15 protein-coding genes are annotated in these 19,053 nt (G+C 48.6%); 4 read left to right on the top strand and 11 right to left on the bottom strand.

The window, feature by feature from the left end; genetic code table 11:
* The first annotated feature begins 85 nt into the window (after positions 1-85).
* Positions 86-1,510 carry a L,D-transpeptidase family protein gene (locus KB186_RS13645; RefSeq protein WP_232773792.1) on the top strand — a complete coding sequence of 475 codons (1,425 nt, stop codon included), beginning with the start codon at positions 86-88 and terminating at the stop codon, positions 1,508-1,510.
* A 146-nt stretch (positions 1,511-1,656) separates the two neighbouring features.
* Here the strand turns inward: KB186_RS13645 and KB186_RS13640 are convergent, their stop codons facing one another.
* The 4 genes from KB186_RS13640 to tkt all read right to left on the bottom strand — a co-directional run bounded on the left by KB186_RS13640 (position 1,657) and on the right by tkt (position 10,353).
* Positions 1,657-4,974: a collagenase gene (locus KB186_RS13640; RefSeq protein WP_232773791.1), complete on the bottom strand. Its 3,318-nt coding sequence runs from the start codon at positions 4,972-4,974 to the stop codon at positions 1,657-1,659.
* Positions 4,975-5,207: 233 nt separating this feature from the next.
* Positions 5,208-5,558: a hypothetical protein gene (locus tag KB186_RS13635; protein WP_173610895.1), complete on the bottom strand. Its 351-nt coding sequence runs from the start codon at positions 5,556-5,558 to the stop codon at positions 5,208-5,210.
* Positions 5,559-5,659: 101 nt separating this feature from the next.
* Positions 5,660-8,176 carry a transglycosylase domain-containing protein gene (locus KB186_RS13630; RefSeq protein WP_232773790.1) on the bottom strand — a complete coding sequence of 839 codons (2,517 nt, stop codon included), beginning with the start codon at positions 8,174-8,176 and terminating at the stop codon, positions 5,660-5,662.
* 170 nt (positions 8,177-8,346) lie between these two features.
* The gene (gene tkt, locus KB186_RS13625; RefSeq protein ID WP_221868100.1) at positions 8,347-10,353 is read right to left on the bottom strand and encodes a transketolase; all 2,007 of its coding nucleotides are present in this window, start codon (positions 10,351-10,353) and stop codon (positions 8,347-8,349) included.
* A gap of 129 nt (positions 10,354-10,482) precedes the next feature.
* Here tkt and KB186_RS13620 point away from each other — a divergent pair, with 129 nt between their 5' ends.
* Positions 10,483-10,638, top strand: a complete 156-nt coding sequence (locus tag KB186_RS13620) for a hypothetical protein (protein WP_229088116.1) — start codon at positions 10,483-10,485, stop codon at positions 10,636-10,638.
* Positions 10,639-10,654: 16 nt separating this feature from the next.
* Entirely contained in the window at positions 10,655-11,116 is a 462-nt protein-coding gene (locus tag KB186_RS13615) for an NUDIX hydrolase (protein WP_173610891.1), read from the top strand.
* A gap of 254 nt (positions 11,117-11,370) precedes the next feature.
* On the opposite strand, the gene KB186_RS13610 is transcribed toward KB186_RS13615, so the two are convergent.
* The 3 genes from KB186_RS13610 to KB186_RS13600 all read right to left on the bottom strand — a co-directional run bounded on the left by KB186_RS13610 (position 11,371) and on the right by KB186_RS13600 (position 12,748).
* Positions 11,371-11,958, bottom strand: a complete 588-nt coding sequence (locus tag KB186_RS13610; RefSeq protein WP_173610890.1) for a DedA family protein — start codon at positions 11,956-11,958, stop codon at positions 11,371-11,373.
* Positions 11,959-12,146: 188 nt separating this feature from the next.
* Complete coding sequence (locus KB186_RS13605; protein ID WP_015892550.1) at positions 12,147-12,353, bottom strand: YqgQ family protein; 207 nt, start codon at positions 12,351-12,353, stop codon at positions 12,147-12,149.
* Complete coding sequence (locus tag KB186_RS13600; protein ID WP_232773789.1) at positions 12,350-12,748, bottom strand: hypothetical protein; 399 nt, start codon at positions 12,746-12,748, stop codon at positions 12,350-12,352. Before KB186_RS13600 ends, KB186_RS13605 begins: the two co-directional genes overlap by 4 nt.
* 22 nt (positions 12,749-12,770) lie before the next feature.
* Between KB186_RS13600 and KB186_RS13595 the strand changes: the two genes are divergently transcribed.
* Complete coding sequence (locus KB186_RS13595; protein WP_312027536.1) at positions 12,771-14,108, top strand: MFS transporter; 1,338 nt, start codon at positions 12,771-12,773, stop codon at positions 14,106-14,108.
* 63 nt (positions 14,109-14,171) lie between these two features.
* Here the strand turns inward: KB186_RS13595 and abc-f are convergent, their stop codons facing one another.
* The 4 genes from abc-f to KB186_RS13575 all read right to left on the bottom strand — a co-directional run bounded on the left by abc-f (position 14,172) and on the right by KB186_RS13575 (position 18,802).
* A complete protein-coding gene (gene abc-f / locus KB186_RS13590; protein ID WP_173610888.1) occupies positions 14,172-16,097 on the bottom strand; it encodes a ribosomal protection-like ABC-F family protein in 1,926 nt (641 codons plus the stop codon).
* Positions 16,098-16,551: 454 nt separating this feature from the next.
* Positions 16,552-17,349 carry a stalk domain-containing protein gene (locus KB186_RS13585; RefSeq protein WP_232773788.1) on the bottom strand — a complete coding sequence of 266 codons (798 nt, stop codon included), beginning with the start codon at positions 17,347-17,349 and terminating at the stop codon, positions 16,552-16,554.
* Between the two features lie 99 nt (positions 17,350-17,448).
* A complete protein-coding gene (locus KB186_RS13580) occupies positions 17,449-18,387 on the bottom strand; it encodes an AEC family transporter (protein WP_173610886.1) in 939 nt (312 codons plus the stop codon).
* A 13-nt stretch (positions 18,388-18,400) separates the two neighbouring features.
* Positions 18,401-18,802 carry a hypothetical protein gene (locus tag KB186_RS13575; protein WP_047071713.1) on the bottom strand — a complete coding sequence of 134 codons (402 nt, stop codon included), beginning with the start codon at positions 18,800-18,802 and terminating at the stop codon, positions 18,401-18,403.
* Positions 18,803-19,053 lie beyond the last annotated feature (251 nt).

The following is a 19,053-nucleotide window of genomic DNA, read 5'->3' as shown; positions in this document are numbered from 1 at the left end:
ACTCTCATTATTTTCCCGACTCCCGCCGATACATCCTTATAAGGGCGCCTTTTTGAACGCTCATTTATTTGGGGGAGAAGTATCCGTGGACAAGGTTTCCTTTCTTCAGGAAAAAAGTACATTTCATATGAAATATCCGGATCAGAGCGACCTCGCTTTTTACCGGTGGTATACGACGCAGTATCCAAACGAAGCCATCGGCTGGTTTCACCTTGGCCAAGAACGAGAAGCACAAGGAAACCGGGAACAGGCTCTCGAAGCGTACAGGCGTGGCCTGGTATCCAAGCAAGGCTCGTATTACAACGAGACGCGTGACGCTTATCAACGACTGCTGCGGGAGCGACAACGCAATTCCTTGGGCAATCGAACGCGTTTACTCTTGGCTTCACTCTTGTTTCTCTATTTTCAATTCGCTTTTTCTCCCGGACCGTTGCGAGATGCGTCTTCCAAGACAACGCCGCAGGCTGCTAAACAGCCCGTACCGACATCTGGGCAAACGCAGCCACATGTAGAGGTCATTGCAGTCCCTCCTACACTCAGTGCCCGTGAGCTATCTGAACAGGTCCGGCGGTATGTAGAGTCTCGGCGCCCTGCTCTGACGCAGCCTTTTTCGGTGATGGTTGTCCCGGAAGTACCTGGTTCGCCGTTGTTCCGTCCCTTGCTGTTTTATCAGCCACGTGAAGTCCGAGGCATCTTGCGTTACAATCCGACGAGTCGAACTGTTCTCAGTGAAAAATGGTGGGATAAACCTGTGCAGTTGGAACGAGAACCGACACTTGCCACAGTAAAGGCAGAACTCATAGATGAGCAGCTAACCCTCCAGCATGTACTGATTTTGCGAAACGCCTTGTATCGCTACTATCAGCAAACCGGTACATTGCCTGCCCAGCTGTCTGATCTGGCTGGCGCATATCCAGGCAATTATTTGCCGCAAGTTCCAGTACCGCCGAAGAGACTTTTGTTAAAAAGCTATCCGTATCATCCCAAAGCCTTCTTGCCAGAGTCCGCATGGGACAGCTTGCGCAATGTGCTGGCGCTTCCCGGCTATCCGGAGCCAGTGGCGCCTTTCGAACCGTTACAGCTTCACTTGTCTACCTCGACACATACGATGAAGCTCATCAGCGGTTCCCATCTGGTACGCAGCTATCCCGTTGCCATAGGCAAAAACGGTTCTACACCCGAAGGCTACTATACCATTCAACAAAAAATCAATCAGCCGCGCGGACATGACAATATTTATGGAACGAGGGGCATGGTCTTTCAGGAGAACGGGTACGCCCTCCACGGGACAAACCATCCCGAGAGCATCGGCTCATCCGTTTCGCTCGGATGTGTTCGCTTGTACAATGCCGCTGTCGAGGAGTTGTACAGCTTTGTTTCCTTGGGGACAGAATTCATGATCTCCAATGCACCGTCCCCTGCCCAGCCTTGGAACAATCCTGTACCATTCGTTCTCCCGGCTGGTCCTGAGGAAGAGACTCCACAAGTCATTTACAATTGGCTCCATTGATTCCTTAGGCTTCGTAAAGAAAAGACGTGTGGAACGTCATAGCGTTACGCACTGATTTTTAACAGACGCTTATCAAACGAAAAAAAGCCCTTCTATCCCTTTTTAAAAAGGGGGTAGAAAGGGCTTTTCTTCCTATGAATGGGGGATTACCCTGCGTTCACGATAACTTTGTACGGAATCTTTGTGTAGTTAGTGTTATAGACTAACAAGTAATATTTCCCTGGTTTTGCCTCAAATTCTCCCGTCAGTTTCTTACCTGCATTTTTGGGGTAGGCGAAATACGTTTCGAGATCATCTTCATGGAACACCACCCAGTTCAAGCCTTCGTCCTTCTCGCTACTTACCGTAACTTGAACGACCCCTTCCTCTTCAACCTGAATGATGTACGTATCCTTGTCATCTGTACGATCAGTTTGACCACTTATCTCTTCGCCCAAATGTAGTGCATTTGCGTCATCGAATGAATTGTTCGGCTCCGTTTCGATTGGTTCTGATTCTTCTTCCGGCAATTCCGCGGTTACTTTGTATGGAATGGTTTCACCGTTAAAGTTGTACACGGATAAATAGTAGGTACCCGGAGTTGCTTCAAACTCACCGGAAAGCGTTTTTCCTGAAGTTTTGGGGTAAGCGAAATAATGATTCAGATCATCCTCGTGGTGAACGACCCAGTTCAAACCAGTATCATGCTCGCTCGTTACGTTGATTTTCACCGTTCCATTACCCAATACCTTCAAGGCAAAAATGTCCTTGTCATCTTGTTTGCTTGTTTGACCACTCAACTCCACATTGCTTTTCAACGGATATGCCTCTGTAAAGCTGTTGTTTGGCTCTTGTTCCTTTTCCCCGATTTCTCCACCCTGCTCCTCGATTGTGATCGTCATCGATTTCGCAGTAACCGCTCCTTTGTCATCCGTTACTCGCAGTTTCACGGTATATTCTCCCTGATTTTCGTAGACATGCGTAGGATTGGCATCACTGCTGCTTGTGCCGTCTCCAAATTCCCACAAATAGGATACGATGCTTCCATCCGGATCGGAGCTTCCGTTACTGCTGAATGCAACCTCCTCGTTTACGGCCGCTTTTGATGGTCCGTTCATGACAATAACAGGCGGCTGGTTCTCACCATCTCCCTGTTCTGGAAGAACCCCATGGAACGTGACATCATATTCAAACTGATTGGATGCATTTACTCTATAGTTGGTAAAGTAGGCCGTTACGGTTTTGTAGCCGTTCCATGGCTGGGAAGTAAGTGTAGTTAGAAACTCGTCTGTCATGCGACTCATCGTTTCCCAGTCTCGCTTCTCCCCTTGTGCCTGCGTACCCGTGTACGTGCCTGTTAACGTAAAGGTTTGGAAGAACGCTGAATCGTACTTGTTTGTAGACACATTTTGCAATCCAGTAACCTCTTCAATTTCCCCAAAGATTTCTGCATTTGCTTTGGGGTCTGGCGCGACCAGATAATCATCGGATACCAGCGGTACAGTCAGATCGGGATAGCTGTCTACCAATGATTCCATTGTTCGATGGTAATCCCGATTTAGCTCTGAATCATTGCTGAGCGTACGGATTAACTGGTCATAACCATCCACGTTATTGGCCTCTATGTAATCCATGATATCGTCCAGCTTGTTCCAGTCCTCTTTCATCATGTGATACTGCAGGGCGTATGAATACGTATAAAAGTCCCACGAGCCATAGCGTGCGTGCAAAGTTTGAGACGCCGTATACCAATTATTTTGCCCAAAGCGAATGAGATTGTTGACCATGGATTTTCGAGGCAGAACACCCGTTGTTCGCGTGGAGCCTGCAAAGAGTTCCGCTCCTCCTTCTTCAAACCACGACAGTCTCTCGTCTCTGTAAATCGGCCCCTCATTCCACAAGCCAGGTATGGCATAGCGCCCTTGCAAATAGTGCGTGAATTCATGGCGGAACAATTCTTCCAGTGTGTACGTGCTCTGCTGCGGTGTTCGTTCGTAGGTGAAGAAAGTTCCTTTTCCCTCGATATACATGCCCCCGTTGTCCGTTTCATAGCCATACAGGGGGTTGTTCATCTTGTACTCTGAAGGACTATTGTAAAGGACAATGGTCAAAATATCGTCGGGGTTCCCTTCTTCCATCGGTTCATCTCGTCCTACCATCCGATGAAACTGCGCTTTGACCTCTTTTGCCGCCCAATACAACCGTTTTACTTTTTCTTCCGTGACATCTCCGCCTGTTTTCATGACGATGCTTCCGTCATCAAATGTGTATTCTTTTGGCAAATACTTTTCCATAGCATCCTCACGAATCTTGTTGAACTGGATGTCTCTTCCCTGCGCGTCTTTACCTCCATAGACCGTTTGGATCAGCTTCGCTGCTTGCATATACTGAAGTCCCACATACGGATAAAGCTCTAACGCTTCTGTGAGGACCTCATTCCCCTTATTCGGATTGGAATGGTATTCTCCCAAATACGCACTATGATAAAACCCATTGTCGAGGACCCATTCTTTTGCCTCATCCGTATCGCCATGCAAGGCGAGTTTTCCCAACTCGTTCAGATACGAATCGATTTTGCCGTAAAACTCCTGCTTCTTCGTTGGTTCATCCACTTTCCACATTAGAATATAGCTAAACTGGCTCATGATACGGAATACAGCATCACCCGCACTCCGCTGCGTAATGAAAGTATCCATTTGTTCCTCGTATTGACGGATGATCGGGGCAGCTTTCTCCACGAGGGAAGCGTTTACAAAAGTGTTTCCGATGAGTCCACCAAATGCACCTACCACCTCATTTTGAGCATCTGTCCCTAATTTGAAATTCGGATTGTCTGCAATGGCTTGCAGAGCAGGGAACACTTTTTGATGCTCGCTTCTCTGATTGAGATAGGATAATTCCTGATGGTAGTAGCCGAGGTAATATCCAGAGCGAAGAACCTCAACCAAGGTGTCAATTCCTTTGGAATCGCTGCTGGAGTATTGTGTACCTCTCACTTGCAATGCGTCAATGATGGCCTGAACGCGCTGCCGATCGTTGTAAAAAGCATACGAATCGGGGGTAAAATCGAATAATTCAGGAATCTGCTCCCAGCTGACCGTCACCAGTACTTTGACTAACTCGTCATAACTGAGTTTGTTCAAATCGGACATCGCGTACTTTTCGGCATTTGCCTTTATGCTCCACTGCTGTTCGCTAGAAGAATCTTGCTCCTCCACACTCCAGGTCGGCTCCACTGGATGCGGATATTCTTCTGCTTTGTCACTGGTTTGATGCTGAAACGAGGTGACTGGGTCCAGCTTTCTCCCCGCATATTTCCCAGAGGGCGGAACGTTTTGATGCGCATCCCTTCCAATCGCACTCGTGTAATCCTTGACCGCCAAAGCTTGGGCAGGGGTACCAACCGTCCCCAATAGAAATGATGTCGAGAGAAGGACACCAGCCATCATGCGGCTTGTGTGTACCGTGTGACGCTTTTTCCTCATGAATGAGCAAACCTCCTTTTGGAATGAAATAACGTACACGCTGTTAAAATTGCAATTATGGTGCCAATACATATAACAGAAGAGAAGAGTGAATGTGTATACATTTTTTTACATAACTACATAAACATGTATGTTGCATTAGACACTGTTACTTTCCTAAGTGAGCCTAGCTTAGCGCACGCAAAAAAGCGCGTTCCCGCAAATGGGAACGCGCCATGTTTTTACAGTCACATTTATTTTTCTTCTTCCAATTCCCTCATCGACTCTTCTTGTTCTTCTTCTGGGTTCCAATAATCGAGCACTTTTCCTTGCAGAACCTTGCCTTGAATGAATTCTACCTGCTGCTCACTGAAATCCTCTGTCCACTCAATACCCAATTGTTCAGCTAGACGTACGACGGTCAACAGTTCTGACCAAGCCACATAACGTTTGTACCAGAAGAACTGTGGCTGTTCGTTCATGTATGGGTAAAGATCATCGAAATCGGTGTGTTTACAGTCAAGTGCTCGCTCAAAATTCAACTTGGTTTGGCGTAACTGTTCTTTGAAAAATGTGGGTAGATCCCTTTGTGCGTAGCCAGACATGGACTGTCCCCCCTGTCTCCCGATTTAATGGTATTGTACCACGCGAAAGAAGTTGTGCAAATAGTCGAATCGGTTTTGAATCGTTCCTGCTGGGCTAATCTTTAGCCGTTTGAAGCATCCGGGAACTGGTTCTGCCCCTCCTCTTGTGGAGGTGGCGGTAATTGAATTTCATTGGAAGAACCATTTGTCTGACCAGGAACTGGATTCATGATGTCCGGTGGAACCTCACCTGTTCCCTGATTTGGCGGTTGGCTACTGCCTTCATTATTTGTATGCTCACCAGTCTCTCCGGTACCTTGGTCAGGTGGAATTTCACCGTTGCCATTTCCCGTACCATCCGGATTTTGTCCCTGATTGGTGCCTTCCTCGTTATGACCTGGATCTTGATTAATCAGATTCTCCAGCTTCTTGGAATCGATTGGGACTTCTTTTGATGGCGTCCCTTCCTCACCTTGTGCATTTCTCGGAACGACTTGATAACGATATTGTTTGGGACTGTCCAACACATCCAGGAACGAGGTTTCCTTCGTACCCGCAGAGATGAGTTGTTTTTCGCCGTTTTCGCTAATGCGGTACAAATCGTACGTACTGCCGTCAGCTCCACCGATCCAGCTAAGCACGACCATCAATTTATTGGTACTGGTATCCAATGTCATGTCAGCAGCCAATTGAATTTCCGGTTCAACTTCCTCTTGTTTATGTTGTACGACGCCTTCTGGTCGAACGAAGTCTGATGACGGCACCCCTTTTAAGGCTGTTGCCAACACTTTGGAGAACATTTGCGCCGTCATGCTACTACCTTGGTGCATCAAATGCTGTTTATCCTCTGGATCAAAGCCCATCCAGACTGCACCGACGTATTCCGGTGTATAGCCTACAAACCAAGCATCCTTGTTTGCTTTGCTATCGCCTGCTATCGATTGTGTCGTTCCTGTTTTCCCTGCAACATGGCGGCCAGAGATACGCGCTGCCTTCCCTGTCCCTTCCTGTACCGCTTTCTCCAGCATGGTGTGAATCTCCCAAGCTGCTTCCGGCTTCAGTGCCTCCGATTGTTTTGGCTGGTATTCACGGACGACACCCTCAGTCTTGTTCTCGACCTTGGAAATGGCGTGCGCTTCGGACACTACCCCTCCATTTACAAAAGGTGTATAGGCCTGAGCCATTTGCATCGGAGATATACCTGCATCCAATCCCCCGAGGGCAATCGCCAGGTTCCGGTCATTCGGTGTCAGCTCAATGCCGACCTTCTTGAGGTACTCCAAGCTTTCCTTTACACCGATTTCATTTAGCAACCATACAGGCGGGATGTTTGCAGAGTCGATCATTGCCCGGCTCATGCTCATTGTTTCACTGTAGCGGTTATTGTAGTTGCGCGGCTCATAGCCATTGAAGCTCTGCCTTTTATTGCTCAGCTGCGAATTCGCGTTCCATTTGTTGATATCTTTATTTACTGCTGGAGCGAACACGGCAATCGGCTTAAAGCTGGAGCCCGGTTGACGCTTCATGTCTGTCGCATAGTTAAAGCCTTTTGGCGCATAGTTGCGTCCGCCCATCATCCCGGCAATTCCGCCCGTTTTCGCGTCGATGACAATCATCGATGATTCTACACCGCGCTTGGCGCCGTCTTTCGGGAAGTTTTTGGCATTCGCATATTCCTCTACCATGGCATCCTGTACTTTCGGATCGAAGGTCGTGTAAATGTCCCAGCCTCCGCGGTACAGTTCTTCTTCCGTTACGCCGAACTCAGCTTCAGATTCTCGAATCATATGGTCAAAAAACGCGCGATAGCCTTTTTTCAAGCTCGCACCCGCCACTTCATGCGGTTCTTTCGGCAACGCCTCTGCTTGAGCTGCGTCTTTTTGTTCATTGGTAATGATTCCTTGCTCATACATCAGACGAATAACGGTGTCTCGACGCAGTTTTGCTTTTTCCGGATTGTTAAAAGGTGAATAAGTGGTCGGTGCTTTTGGAATGGCCGCCAGCATCGCTGCTTCTGCAACGGTAACATCGCTCGCGGACTTACCGAAGTAATACTGGGCAGCGTCCTCTACCCCAAATTCCCCTTCGCCCAAATAAACGCGGTTCAAGTACATCTCTAAAATTTGATCCTTGGAATACTTACGCTCCAAGCCAATCGCGATACTCATTTCTTTTGTTTTGCGCCAGAATGTTTGGTCTAGGGTGAGAAAGACGTTTCTTGCCAGCTGTTGGGTAATGGTACTTCCCCCTTCAGCTAACGATCCTTTTTTAATGTCATTAACAATGGCGCCACCGATCCGAACCATATCCACGCCTTTGTGTTCATAAAAGCGCTTATCCTCTACGGCGAGGAAGGCATCGATCAGAGTCTTTGGCATTTCGTTAATCGGTTTGTATACACGGTTCTTCTGACGAATCAGGCTCGTCATCTCTTTCCCGTTTTTGTCGTAAATGACAGTTGGTTCTGCTTTTAAGTCCTGTAGCTTTTGCACGTTTTGCTCAATCATCCGGTCTCCCGCATACAACAGAGCAAAGTAGCCCCCAATCACACTAAGGATAAGGAAAATTGCAAACGATACGGCAATCATCAGCAAGTTGTTCTTTTTCTTCTTGACTGTCTTCTTGGCCTTTGCTGCCATTTTTTACCTCCTGGTCTTCTCTCTCTCCCCCACATCTTATATAGACGGTCCCATTTCAAAAAAGTTTCTGTTTTGGGTCGTAGTCTATCATTCCATACAAAATTCCGTTTGTCACTGGAAAAGCCTATCTCCTGAAACAGAAGATAGGCTTTTTCCTAAAGGTTTACGATTTATTTCAGCAGTTTTTCTGCTTCAGCTACAACATTTTCTACCGTGAAGCCGTATTCCTTCATAATACGCTCACCTGGTGCAGATGCGCCAAACTGATCGATTGCGATGACCGTACCGTTATCGCCAGCATAACGCTCCCAGCCCATTGGAGAGCCCATTTCTACCGCCACGCGTGCTTTTACAGTTGGCGGAATCACAGCGTCGCGATACTCTTTCGGCTGACGCTCGAACAGGTTCCAGCTCGGCATGGAAACAACGCGTGTTTCAATACCTTTCGCGAGCAATTGCTCACGCGCTTGCATCACGAGTGATACCTCAGAACCAGTTGCCAACAGGATGAGCTGCGGATTGCCGCTTGGAGCGTCTGCGAGAACATACGCACCTTTGCTCACGCCTTCTGCCGCTTTCTCAATGGTTTCAGGCAGAACTGGCAGGTTTTGACGAGTCAGTACCAGGACGACTGGCTCATCTGTACGGGATACAGCGTATTTCCAAGCCTCGTTCGTCTCCACTGCATCAGACGGGCGAAGAATGGTCAAGCCTGGCATTGCACGCAAGGAAGCGAGCTGTTCAATCGGCTCATGTGTCGGTCCGTCTTCACCAACAGCGATCGAGTCATGTGTAAATACGTAGACAACTGGCTGCTTCATCAGTGCAGAGAGGCGAATCGCCGGACGCACATAGTCGGAGAATACGAAGAACGTACCGCCGTATACTTTAACACCACCGTGGAGAGCCATACCATTGAGGGCTGCACCCATCGCGAATTCGCGAACACCAAACCAAATGTTGCGGCCATCGTAAGAGCCTGGCAGGAAGTTGCCCGCTTCTTTAATCACCGTGTTGTTGGAATGTGCCAAGTCAGCAGAGCCACCTAGGAAGAACGGAACGCTGTTTGCCAATGCATTGATCGCATTACCGGAAGCAACGCGTGTCGCCAGCTTCGCGCCAGCTTCATACGTCGGCATATGGTTGTCCCAACCAGTTGGCAGATGACCTTCCTGTGCAGTCGTAAATTGCAGCGCCAGCTCTGGATACGCTTTTGCGTAAGCAGCAAACAGGTCGCGCCAAGCCGCTTCTGCTTTTTCTCCCGCATCAGCCAAGCCTGCATAGAAATCCGCCACTTCTTGTGGTACGTGGAACTCACTTTCATGGTGCCACTCGTAATTTGCTTTTGTCAGCTTCACTTCATCTTTTCCAAGCGGAGCCCCGTGGGAAGAACTGGAGCCGCCTTTGTTCGGGCTTCCGTATCCAATGACGGTTTTTACTTCGATCAAGGTAGGACGATCCAAATCTTTTTTCGCTTCTGCGATAGCCGCGTCAATAGCAGCCAGATCATTGCCGTCTTCTACGCGAATATATTGCCAACCATACGCTTGGTAGCGACCCGCTACGTTTTCAGAGAAAGAACGGGAAAGCTCGCCATCCAGAGAGATATCGTTCGAATCGTAGAGCACGATCATTTTGCCCAGTTTCAGGTGAGCAGCCAGGGAAGAAGCCTCGCTGGATACACCCTCCATCAGGTCACCGTCGCCGCAGATTACGTATGTGTAATGGTCAACGATGTCAAAATTGTCACGGTTGTAAACAGCTGCCATGTGCTTTTCAGCCATCGCCATACCGACAGCCATCGCGATCCCTTGTCCCAAAGGACCCGTTGTCGCGTCAACACCCGCCGTGTGCCCAAACTCAGGGTGACCAGGCGTTTTGCTGCCCCATTGACGGAAGTTATGTAGGTCTTCCAGTGAAACATCGTATTTCATCAGATGCAACATCGAGTATAATAGCATAGAGCCATGTCCTGCCGAGAGGACAAAACGGTCACGGTCAATCCATTTTGGATTGCTCGGATTTACTTTCATAAAGCGGCTCCACAGTACATGTGCCATTGGGGCTGCACCCATCGGCATTCCCGGGTGACCGGAATTCGCCTTCTCGATGGCATCAATCGCCAGCGTGCGGATGGTATTAATGGATAACTGATCAACAGACGTATGCTGAGTCATCTCGCAAAATCCTCCCTGCGTTTTCTAGAAATTACTACCGAGAATCAGGTAAAAACACACTGTGCCATTATAGCATAGTTCCCATTCATAATCATGTTCGCTTTGCATGAATTAAGGAGGTCTTTTTCAATGAATTGGCTTTATCTTACTATCGGGATCATTTTAGGTGTTGCTGGAATTGGCATGCTGCTCTTGGCGATGACCAGCTCTCCTATTTTGAAAAAAAACAGACTGGAACGCCGAAGACAGGCTGCCGAAAATCATCGCCCGGAAGAATATCATTAAATAGAGGAGAATTCGCATGCAGAAAGAGCGCTTCGCGATGCAGGTAGCCGTTCACCTTTTCCTGGTAAAAGATGCGCAAGTTTTGTTATTACGCCGCTACAATACCGGCTACGAAGACGGCAATTACAGCGTTCCCGCCGGACATCTCGATGGGAATGAAGAAGTGAAGACAGCCGCGATCCGCGAAGCCAAAGAAGAATGCGGAATTGACATCGATCCAGCGAGCTTGGAGATGGTAGGCGTCATGCATCGTCGCTCCGTTGATGAACGCATCGATTTTTTTGTCGCTGCTACTGAATGGCGCGGAGAAATTATCAATGCCGAGCCGAATAAATGCGATGAGCTCGTATGGGTGAACATGGATAAATTACCCTCGAACGTCATTCCTTATGTGAGGCAAGCTCTCTCGAACTTTAGACGAAAGCAGTGGTTTGACAGCTTTGGCTGGGAGCCTGCTTTCGAGCAGAAGAAGTCATAAAAAGCAACCAATCCGCCAAAAGCCTTGTGCTCGCTTTGGCAGTTGGTTGTTTTTTTTACGTTACCCTTCGCTTACCGAATCTCAGAAGAGGACCTTTTCCCCCTGATTAGCCAGACCTACTGCTTCCACCTGCTCAGGTTAAAATGGAAATCTAAGACACAATGACATTTGGTAATTAAATCCGCATAAAAAAGTCGCCTGCCATCCGAAAAGCTCGTGGATAGTAGACGCCGCACTCTAGGAATTCGTATCGATCATGACACAGGTGGTTGCTTATTCGTTCGAGGTTCTTTCATTCCACCCAGACGCTGCAACTGGCGAATCATGAGGAACGAAAACCCCGCGAAACAAACGATCGTCAACGTAATTTTGCTATATTGATAAACACCCGCAACCAATATTTCCAGTTGATCGGAAAACCAGTAGCCTGCCACAAAGTAATGCAAGGTCCAAACCATACTGCTCGGCAAAAAGAATAGAAGGAACTGCCGAAACGGCATTCGGCTGGCACCGGCGAGGATCGGCACGATATGACGAATAATCGGAAGAAAGATACCAAAAGCAAGTAGCCAGCCCATTGACCCGCGCAATGCCGACAGTAAATCAGCACGCAAGCCCAGCTTCCGGGTCATCCAGCCAAATGCCTTCGCTCCCAGCAAGTACCACACGCAAGAAACGATGAAAAAAACGGGGTATATGACCGCAAATGCTATAAAAAAGTCCGCTCCTGTATTGGCAATCTGCGCCCCCATGGACATGACCGTAATCTCATCAGGAATAAATTTTCCCAGCGTGCCTGTAACCATCTTCCCGAATAGCTCGTAATACCCTGTAAACTCCACCTGCGCCGCCTCCTTTCTCTCTGCACTCTATCCTAACGGGTAAACCTTTCAAAAGAAGACAGAAATCCTTAAGAAAAGGAAAAGTGTTTCTGAAGAATTTCTTACAAAATAGAATTCGAGATTCCCAAACAAAAAAACGTGTTCACCAACTACCGCATACACACGGCATGGCAAACACGTTCTTACTCTTATTCTCTTCCCTCTGCCTTACGCTTGCTGCGCAACGCTGACATGGCTTCAATGAACTCTTCCTTGTCAATGACATTCAGCTCATATAGCTCCCGAATTTCATCTTCTATCAACAGCAAATCCCCTTCAGGATCACCTGTATAAATAACCAATCCGAAACGGTGCAGAAACGCCTTCAAATCGAATTCATTCGGGTTTATTTTCAATGAGCTCCCTCCAGATCGATTTCCATCCTTGCGAGGACGGCATCGTAATCAAACTCGACAGCAAAGCCGGTAATGACGATGATCTTCGCGTGTGGATACGCTTCTTGCCACGCCTCCTCCTCTTCCGGTTTCAATCCGACGATATACAACGGAGCCGCGGACAACAGTGGATGTTCTTGACACAAGCGTAAAAACTCCTTGCATCTCTCCTGTTCGACAGCCGCATTCAGAACGAGGACCGCTCGCTCAACTTCTCCGGACTCTCTTTGTTTAGCCAGCAACTCAAACGTTTTGACCGAAGGCACAATGGCATTGATCTCAGGAAAACGATCGAGCACTTCATCCAGCCAATCATCTTCATGCCAGGCCAGGTAGTAAAGCATCGCAGTAGACATGTAACAAACACCTCATGGATATATACTTGACAAAATAGGTAGCCATTCTTATTTCTTTTCTATTATAGCACGTCTTGGTATAACTGCCCACGCTGCTAGCTTGACTTCACCTTTTCCTTCACGTAAGGTGGAAAAAGCAAACAATCCGCTTGAACAGATTTTTGTGCGAAAAGAGGTAGACGTAGTGAATAAGAAGCACCTTGCCCTCTTGTTCTTTATTGCTTTTTTCATCATGCTCGGTTTTGGCATCATTATCCCCATTCTTCCCTTTTTCGCGGAAAAGTTGGGTGCGACTTCGTTTCAAATCGGTGTCCTTTTTGCCAGCTACAATATTATGCAACTGGTGTTTGCACCGATTTGGGGAGCACTTTCTGACAGAGTCGGGCGAAAACCTCTCATATCATTCGGGCTGTTCGGCTTTTCCATCACCTTTATCCTGTTTGGACTCGCTGACAGTTATACAGAAATGCTTCTGTATCGCATTTTGGGTGGAATCGTCTCGGCTGCCGCATTGCCAACCGTAACCGCTATGGTAGCGGATCTCTTCCCTTCAGAAGAACGGGCAAAAGGAATGGGGATCATTGGCGCCGGAATTGGTCTTAGCTTTGTCTTTGGTCCGGTCATTGGTGGACTGCTCAGTGAATTCGGCTTTGCCGTTCCCTTCTACGCATCGGGTATCGTGGCGTTGCTTACGTTTTTCCTGATCCTTTTTGCCTTGCCAGAGAGCTTGCCGAAAGAAAAACGGGCAAATCTGCAAAAAGAACAACGGCAAAATCCGCTTGTCTCTTTGTTTGGTTCCATGTCCTTGCTGTACGGTATTTTGTTCACCGTCTCCTTTGCTTTTTCGGGTCTGGAAACGACTTTTGCCCTGTACATAAGTGATTTGTACGGTTTTACCTCCAAAGACCTCGGTTATATGTTTCTCGTCATGGGCTTGATCGCTGCCGCGGTACAAGGCGGACTCATCGGGAGAATGGTCAAGCAGCTAGGGGAAGCAAGTGTCCTCGTCATCGGGATGATTCTTTACGGCATTGGATTTTTTGCCATTCCGCTGTCGGGTAACTTTTGGGTGCTGGCGTTGATCCTCTCCTTATTCGGAGCGGGACAAGGAATGATCAGAGCGACAGCCACAGCAATGATCACCCAGCGAACGATGCAAGGCCAAGGCGTGACGAGTGGGGCAATCAGCTCGATGGACAGTCTTGGACGCATCTTGGGTCCATTAGCTGGTGGAGCGGTATACCAAGTCTCCCACAGCGGTCCGTTCTTCCTTGGAGGAGTCTTGATGGTATTGCTCCTCCTCTGGTTCGTCAGCGGCTATCGTCGCCTGCCAGAACCAAGCACACAAGCACAATCGTAAGCCAACCAAAAGGAAGCACCGTCAGCATCAACACTTTGCTGAAGGTGCTCTTTTTATTGCCGTCTACTGCTCCTGTAGCTCCATCCACGCCGAAAAGGTTACCTCTATCTCCTGCTGCACCTGATCGATCGCTTGTTGCCAAGCCACTAATTGCTCGTAATCGGCCCCTTCACTTTGGAGCAAGGCCGTCAGTTCGCCTTTTCTTCCTTCTAATGATGTTATTTTTTGTTCAAGCTCTGCCAGCTTGTATGGATTCGGACGTTTGACTGTCGCATTCGTCGCGGCGGTCTCTTGGACTTGCTTGACTGCTGGCTGCTTTCGCTCTATTTCCTCCGGCTTACCCGCACGAGCAGCGATCCGCTGTTTTTGCTTTTCCCTTGCTTCCTCATAGGAACCCACATCGTGAACCAGCCGCTTATTTTCTACCCAAAACACACCATCTACCATCTTTTGCAGGAAATAGCGATCATGCGAGATGATGAACAACGACCCGTGAAAATCTGCCAACGCTTCCTCCAATGTTTCTCGCGCTTCAATATCCAGATGGTTGGTTGGTTCGTCCAGAATGAGCAGGTTGATTTCCTGATGCATCATTTGGGCCAAGCGCAGTCGCATCCGCTCTCCGCCGCTCAACTGCCCGATCCGCTTGAAAACTTGTTCGCCGTAAAACATAAACCGTGCCAGCAAATGTCGCGCTTCCGGCTCCGTCACTCTGGCTACCTCACGGAAAACGTCAATCAACCGCTGGTTTTGGTCCCCTTCCAAAGCTTGCTGGGACAAGTAGCCTACTTTAACGCTGCTGCCAATTTTGAGCGTACCTGCATCTGGCTCAACCTCTCCCAGCAGCATGCGAATCAGCGTAGATTTCCCGCAGCCATTTGGTCCAAGCAGCGCTTTTCGCTCCCCGTAGCGCAATAAAAAGCTGGCGTCCGCAAACAATTGTTTTCCGCCAAATGTTTTCTGTACCCCCGTCGCTTTCAGCACATCCTGTCCGCTTCGGTCGGTTTTCATAAACTGCAAGCCCATGCGATCCGCTTCCATTTTCGGTCGCTCGATACGCTCAATCCGTGCCAGTGCTTTTTCCATGCTTTTTGCCCTTCGGTGAAAAGCCTCATTTGGCGGATTGGAACGATTCCCCCACTCCTTGAGCCGTTTGATCGTCTCTTTCATTTTTTTGATTTGCTTCTGCTGTTCCTGATAAGCGGCAAACTGGCGCAGCAAGCGCTCTTCACGCTCCGTGGCGAATGCGCTGTAATTGCCGATATAGAATTCGGCTTCTCCTCCGTCCACATGATAGACAGACGTGACGACAGCATCCAAAAAATAACGGTCATGAGAGATGATCAGGATCGTGCCCTGATAATTTTTCAAAAACTCCTCTAGCCATTCCATCGACTCCACATCCAAGTGGTTCGTCGGCTCATCCAAGAGCAGAACATCGCTTTGTTGACAGAGTAGTTTGGCAAGGCCAGCCTTCGTCTTTTCCCCACCGCTGAGTTGGGCAAAAGGTGTCGCTAACAGTTCTGAACTAACTCCCAAGCCTTGTGTCACCTGGGTCATTTTCGTCTCCCACTGATAGCCATCCAGTTGTTCAAATTCATCTTGCAGCTTTTGATAGCGCAGCATGAGGCGGTTTAGCTCTTGTTCATTTTCGTAAAGCAATCCCATCTGCTGCTCGAGCTCACGCATCTGCTCCTGGAGCTTGATGACATCCGCAAAAGCGCTGGCTACAACATCCGCCCCCGTCCACTCAGCCGGATACTGCGGCGTTTGCGGCAGGTACGCCCATATCGTTCCTTTTGCCCGAAAAAGCTCACCAGAATCGGGGCTTTCGATACCTGCCAACAGCTTGAACAACGTGGTTTTGCCTGCTCCATTCGGTCCGACGATCCCGACGCGTTCTCCTGTTTTGATTTCCAATGTGATATCTTGTAATACCGGATCTGCTCCGTACGATTTTTGCAATTGCTGTGTCGCGACAATAATCATGATTGTTTCCTCCTAGAAATGTTGGTAACGGTTCAAAATAATGGATTTCCTGGTGGCCCCGGCACAATTTTGAGACCACACCGCACGTGCGAGTGGACGCAAAAAAGCCGCAGGCCATTACCTGCGGCATCGTGAAAGGGACCGACCTTACGTCAGTTACCCATTATAGTCAAGAACAAACCGCCCCTGATCGATGCATGGTACGCCTATGGAAACTCCGTTCAGTTGTATGCGCAAAAAAGGACAGACTGGTCCCGTTGAATGCAAAATCATGCGTCATACTGGAAGTTTCTACCACAAACCATGCTTGCAGAGTTCCGAACACGTACACACACCTCCATTTCTCAAGGGATAGGAAATCACAACCATATCTTACATCAGGAATCACCCAAAAACAAGAGGGCCTGCTACGTGCTTATCGCTAGCAGACCCTGTACTTCTTTACCCGATTTTCTTATCGACTTCCGTTGCCCTCTGTGGCAAACAGCGGCTTCTTCGTCTCTGCATCCAGAAAGGAAATCGTCGTGTAAGGTGGCAGCTTTACTTTTGCCGCCAAATACGGATAGGAAATCACTTGCGGGTACATTCTACCCGGATCAGGGAGCGTTTGTTTGACATACACAAAAACCTGCTCCAAGCTCTGCTCGACTTTGGTTACTTGCAGTCCGTAACCGGGATTCGGTGATGGGCCGCGAGCGATGACATACAGATCCCCTTGCTTGTGAATACCTTGCTGTTCTTTTACCGAGTCAATAAACGTACGTTCCTGTTCTGTCAGTTTATCCGCATCGACAAGCGTAAAAGCACTCTCTTCCCCAGCCATCACAATTTCCACCGCCTTTTTCTCGGCATTCCACGTGATTTGATGTCCGGCCTGCTCTGCCATCCATCTCAGCGGCAAATACACTTGCTTGTCACGCACGATTGCGCCCTGCCCATCTAGTAGCCACTTGCCATTCAACGCTACTTTTCCTGTAACGAGGTGGAACGTCAGCGTACCTTTCGCCAGCTTCATTTCCCCATTCGTTGCATCCTGTTTCCAAGAACCTTCCAAAATCCTGCTCGCATCCTCTGCGGAGACATACGTACGCTGCTGGACGAGAAGCGGTGCTTTTACCAAGGGAGCTTGCTCTCCGTTTACCAGTATCGGAGCTGTCGTTATTTGTGGTGTGCTAGACACTGCCGCCTGCACAGGATAAGCCGCCAACACTTGCAGTGTGAGGGCAACAGCCAAAATCGATTTGCCTTTCATTGATGTTCCTCCATCCCTGATCATCATTTTCGTCATTCTTTACTTGTTAGACATAGGTTACCTCTGATTCGTTTCACTATGACTGAGATTGGCGAGAGATTAATGCAAAAGCCAATTTCCCATGACCAGAACAACCGGGATGGACAAGAGCGCCAGCAAGGTAGAACAAACCGTCGTCATGGCACCCATCTCCTCATCCGCCGCATAGCGCCCGAACAAGATCGAGGCTAATGTCAGGGTGGGCATTGCTACTTGCACGAGGGAAACGCTGACAATATCGCTGTCGATTTGAAAAACGGACAAAAGAAATGCCGTCATCAGCGGAAAAACAACTAGTTTAAACGTAAGTGGCATGCTCAAAAGCTTCAGGGATACTTGCGGTTTGTTGCGCAAAAACATGGGCAAGAGCATACCAATATACATCATGGCTAGCGGAGAGGCGAGCTTGGACAGCGTTCCAAACAGCTGCTTCACAGGCTCAGGCGGCACAAACCCGATGATGGCAGAACCGAGTCCGAATACAATCGCGATCATCGGAATGTTGATGAGTGTTTTGAGCCCTTTCAAGGAAAAGCTTCCTTTTTCCTGGAGCATCATCACACCCACTGTCCATAGCACAACATCCACCCCTGCGTCGAAAATAGCCGCCAAGAGCGCCCCTTTTGGCCCAAACAATGCCGCACAAAGCGGCAAACCGATGAATCCAGTATTCCCCAAGCCGGACAAAAGCGCGATCTCCCGACGTTTTTTCACAGGAAGCGGTAGTGCACGCGCACCTAACCAGCCGATAAAAATGCCCAAGCAGTTCAGGATAATGGAAATGAAGAATATTGCAAAAATTTGGGTTAACATATGTTGATCAATGGTTGTCTGAAAGATCCCGTCTAAAATAATGCACGGCATGGCAACGTTTACAATAATCGTGATGACGAGTTGGCGGGAGTCCGCAGTCAAGGGTTGCCGGTAGCCGATTAAGCTACCGATCCCAATGATGACGGCCATGATGAGGATGGACTGCTGCAACGTTTGTAGTTCCATGCTGCCCTCCTGCCTACATTTCTACCGGAAGCCATTCGAGTTCGCTCGGCTCCCCTTTTTCACATGTTCGCAGCAAATCCCCGCATAAAGGAACAACCTGCTCAAGCGGAACACACCAGGAAAGGGGAAAGGCAACCTCACTACCCTCGATGACGAGCGTGGACATCACCGCCGATTGCTTGTCTGCCGCAAGTACAAAGTGCTGCTCCGCCGGCTCGTGTTCTTTCCATTGCACCAATACTTTGCCGTTATTCCCGCCTGCGACGACCAAATCCACATGGTCGCCATACGCTGCGTGAACCAACGTCCGCGTTACTCCATCCAACTGAGCGATTTCCTTCAGCACTTCATGCCAAGCTACATGCTTTTGCTCCATTCCACTTCCATCTGTATACATACGCCAGTCGTTTAACATGTTGATTGACTCCTTTTGTCGGTGCGCTCTCCTATGAAGAACAAGCACGTCATTGCTTGTAGGCCTTTCAATTCGTACTAATTGTACGCTTCTTGACGAGGAACCTCAACCACTACTTATGCGCCAAGTTTTCGTCTCAAGCACATAGCTACTGCATGAATGGAGAATCTTAAAAGGGATAAAAAGTGTAAACGTTCTGTAGTGGTGGGGAGGAAACAGGAGAAAACGCTCAGATTCTTGTCCCACCCGCT

This window comes from Brevibacillus sp. AF8 (assembly GCF_021270385.1).
GTDB lineage: Bacteria > Bacillota > Bacilli > Brevibacillales > Brevibacillaceae > Brevibacillus.
This window is presented reverse-complemented; position numbering and strand designations above follow the sequence as displayed.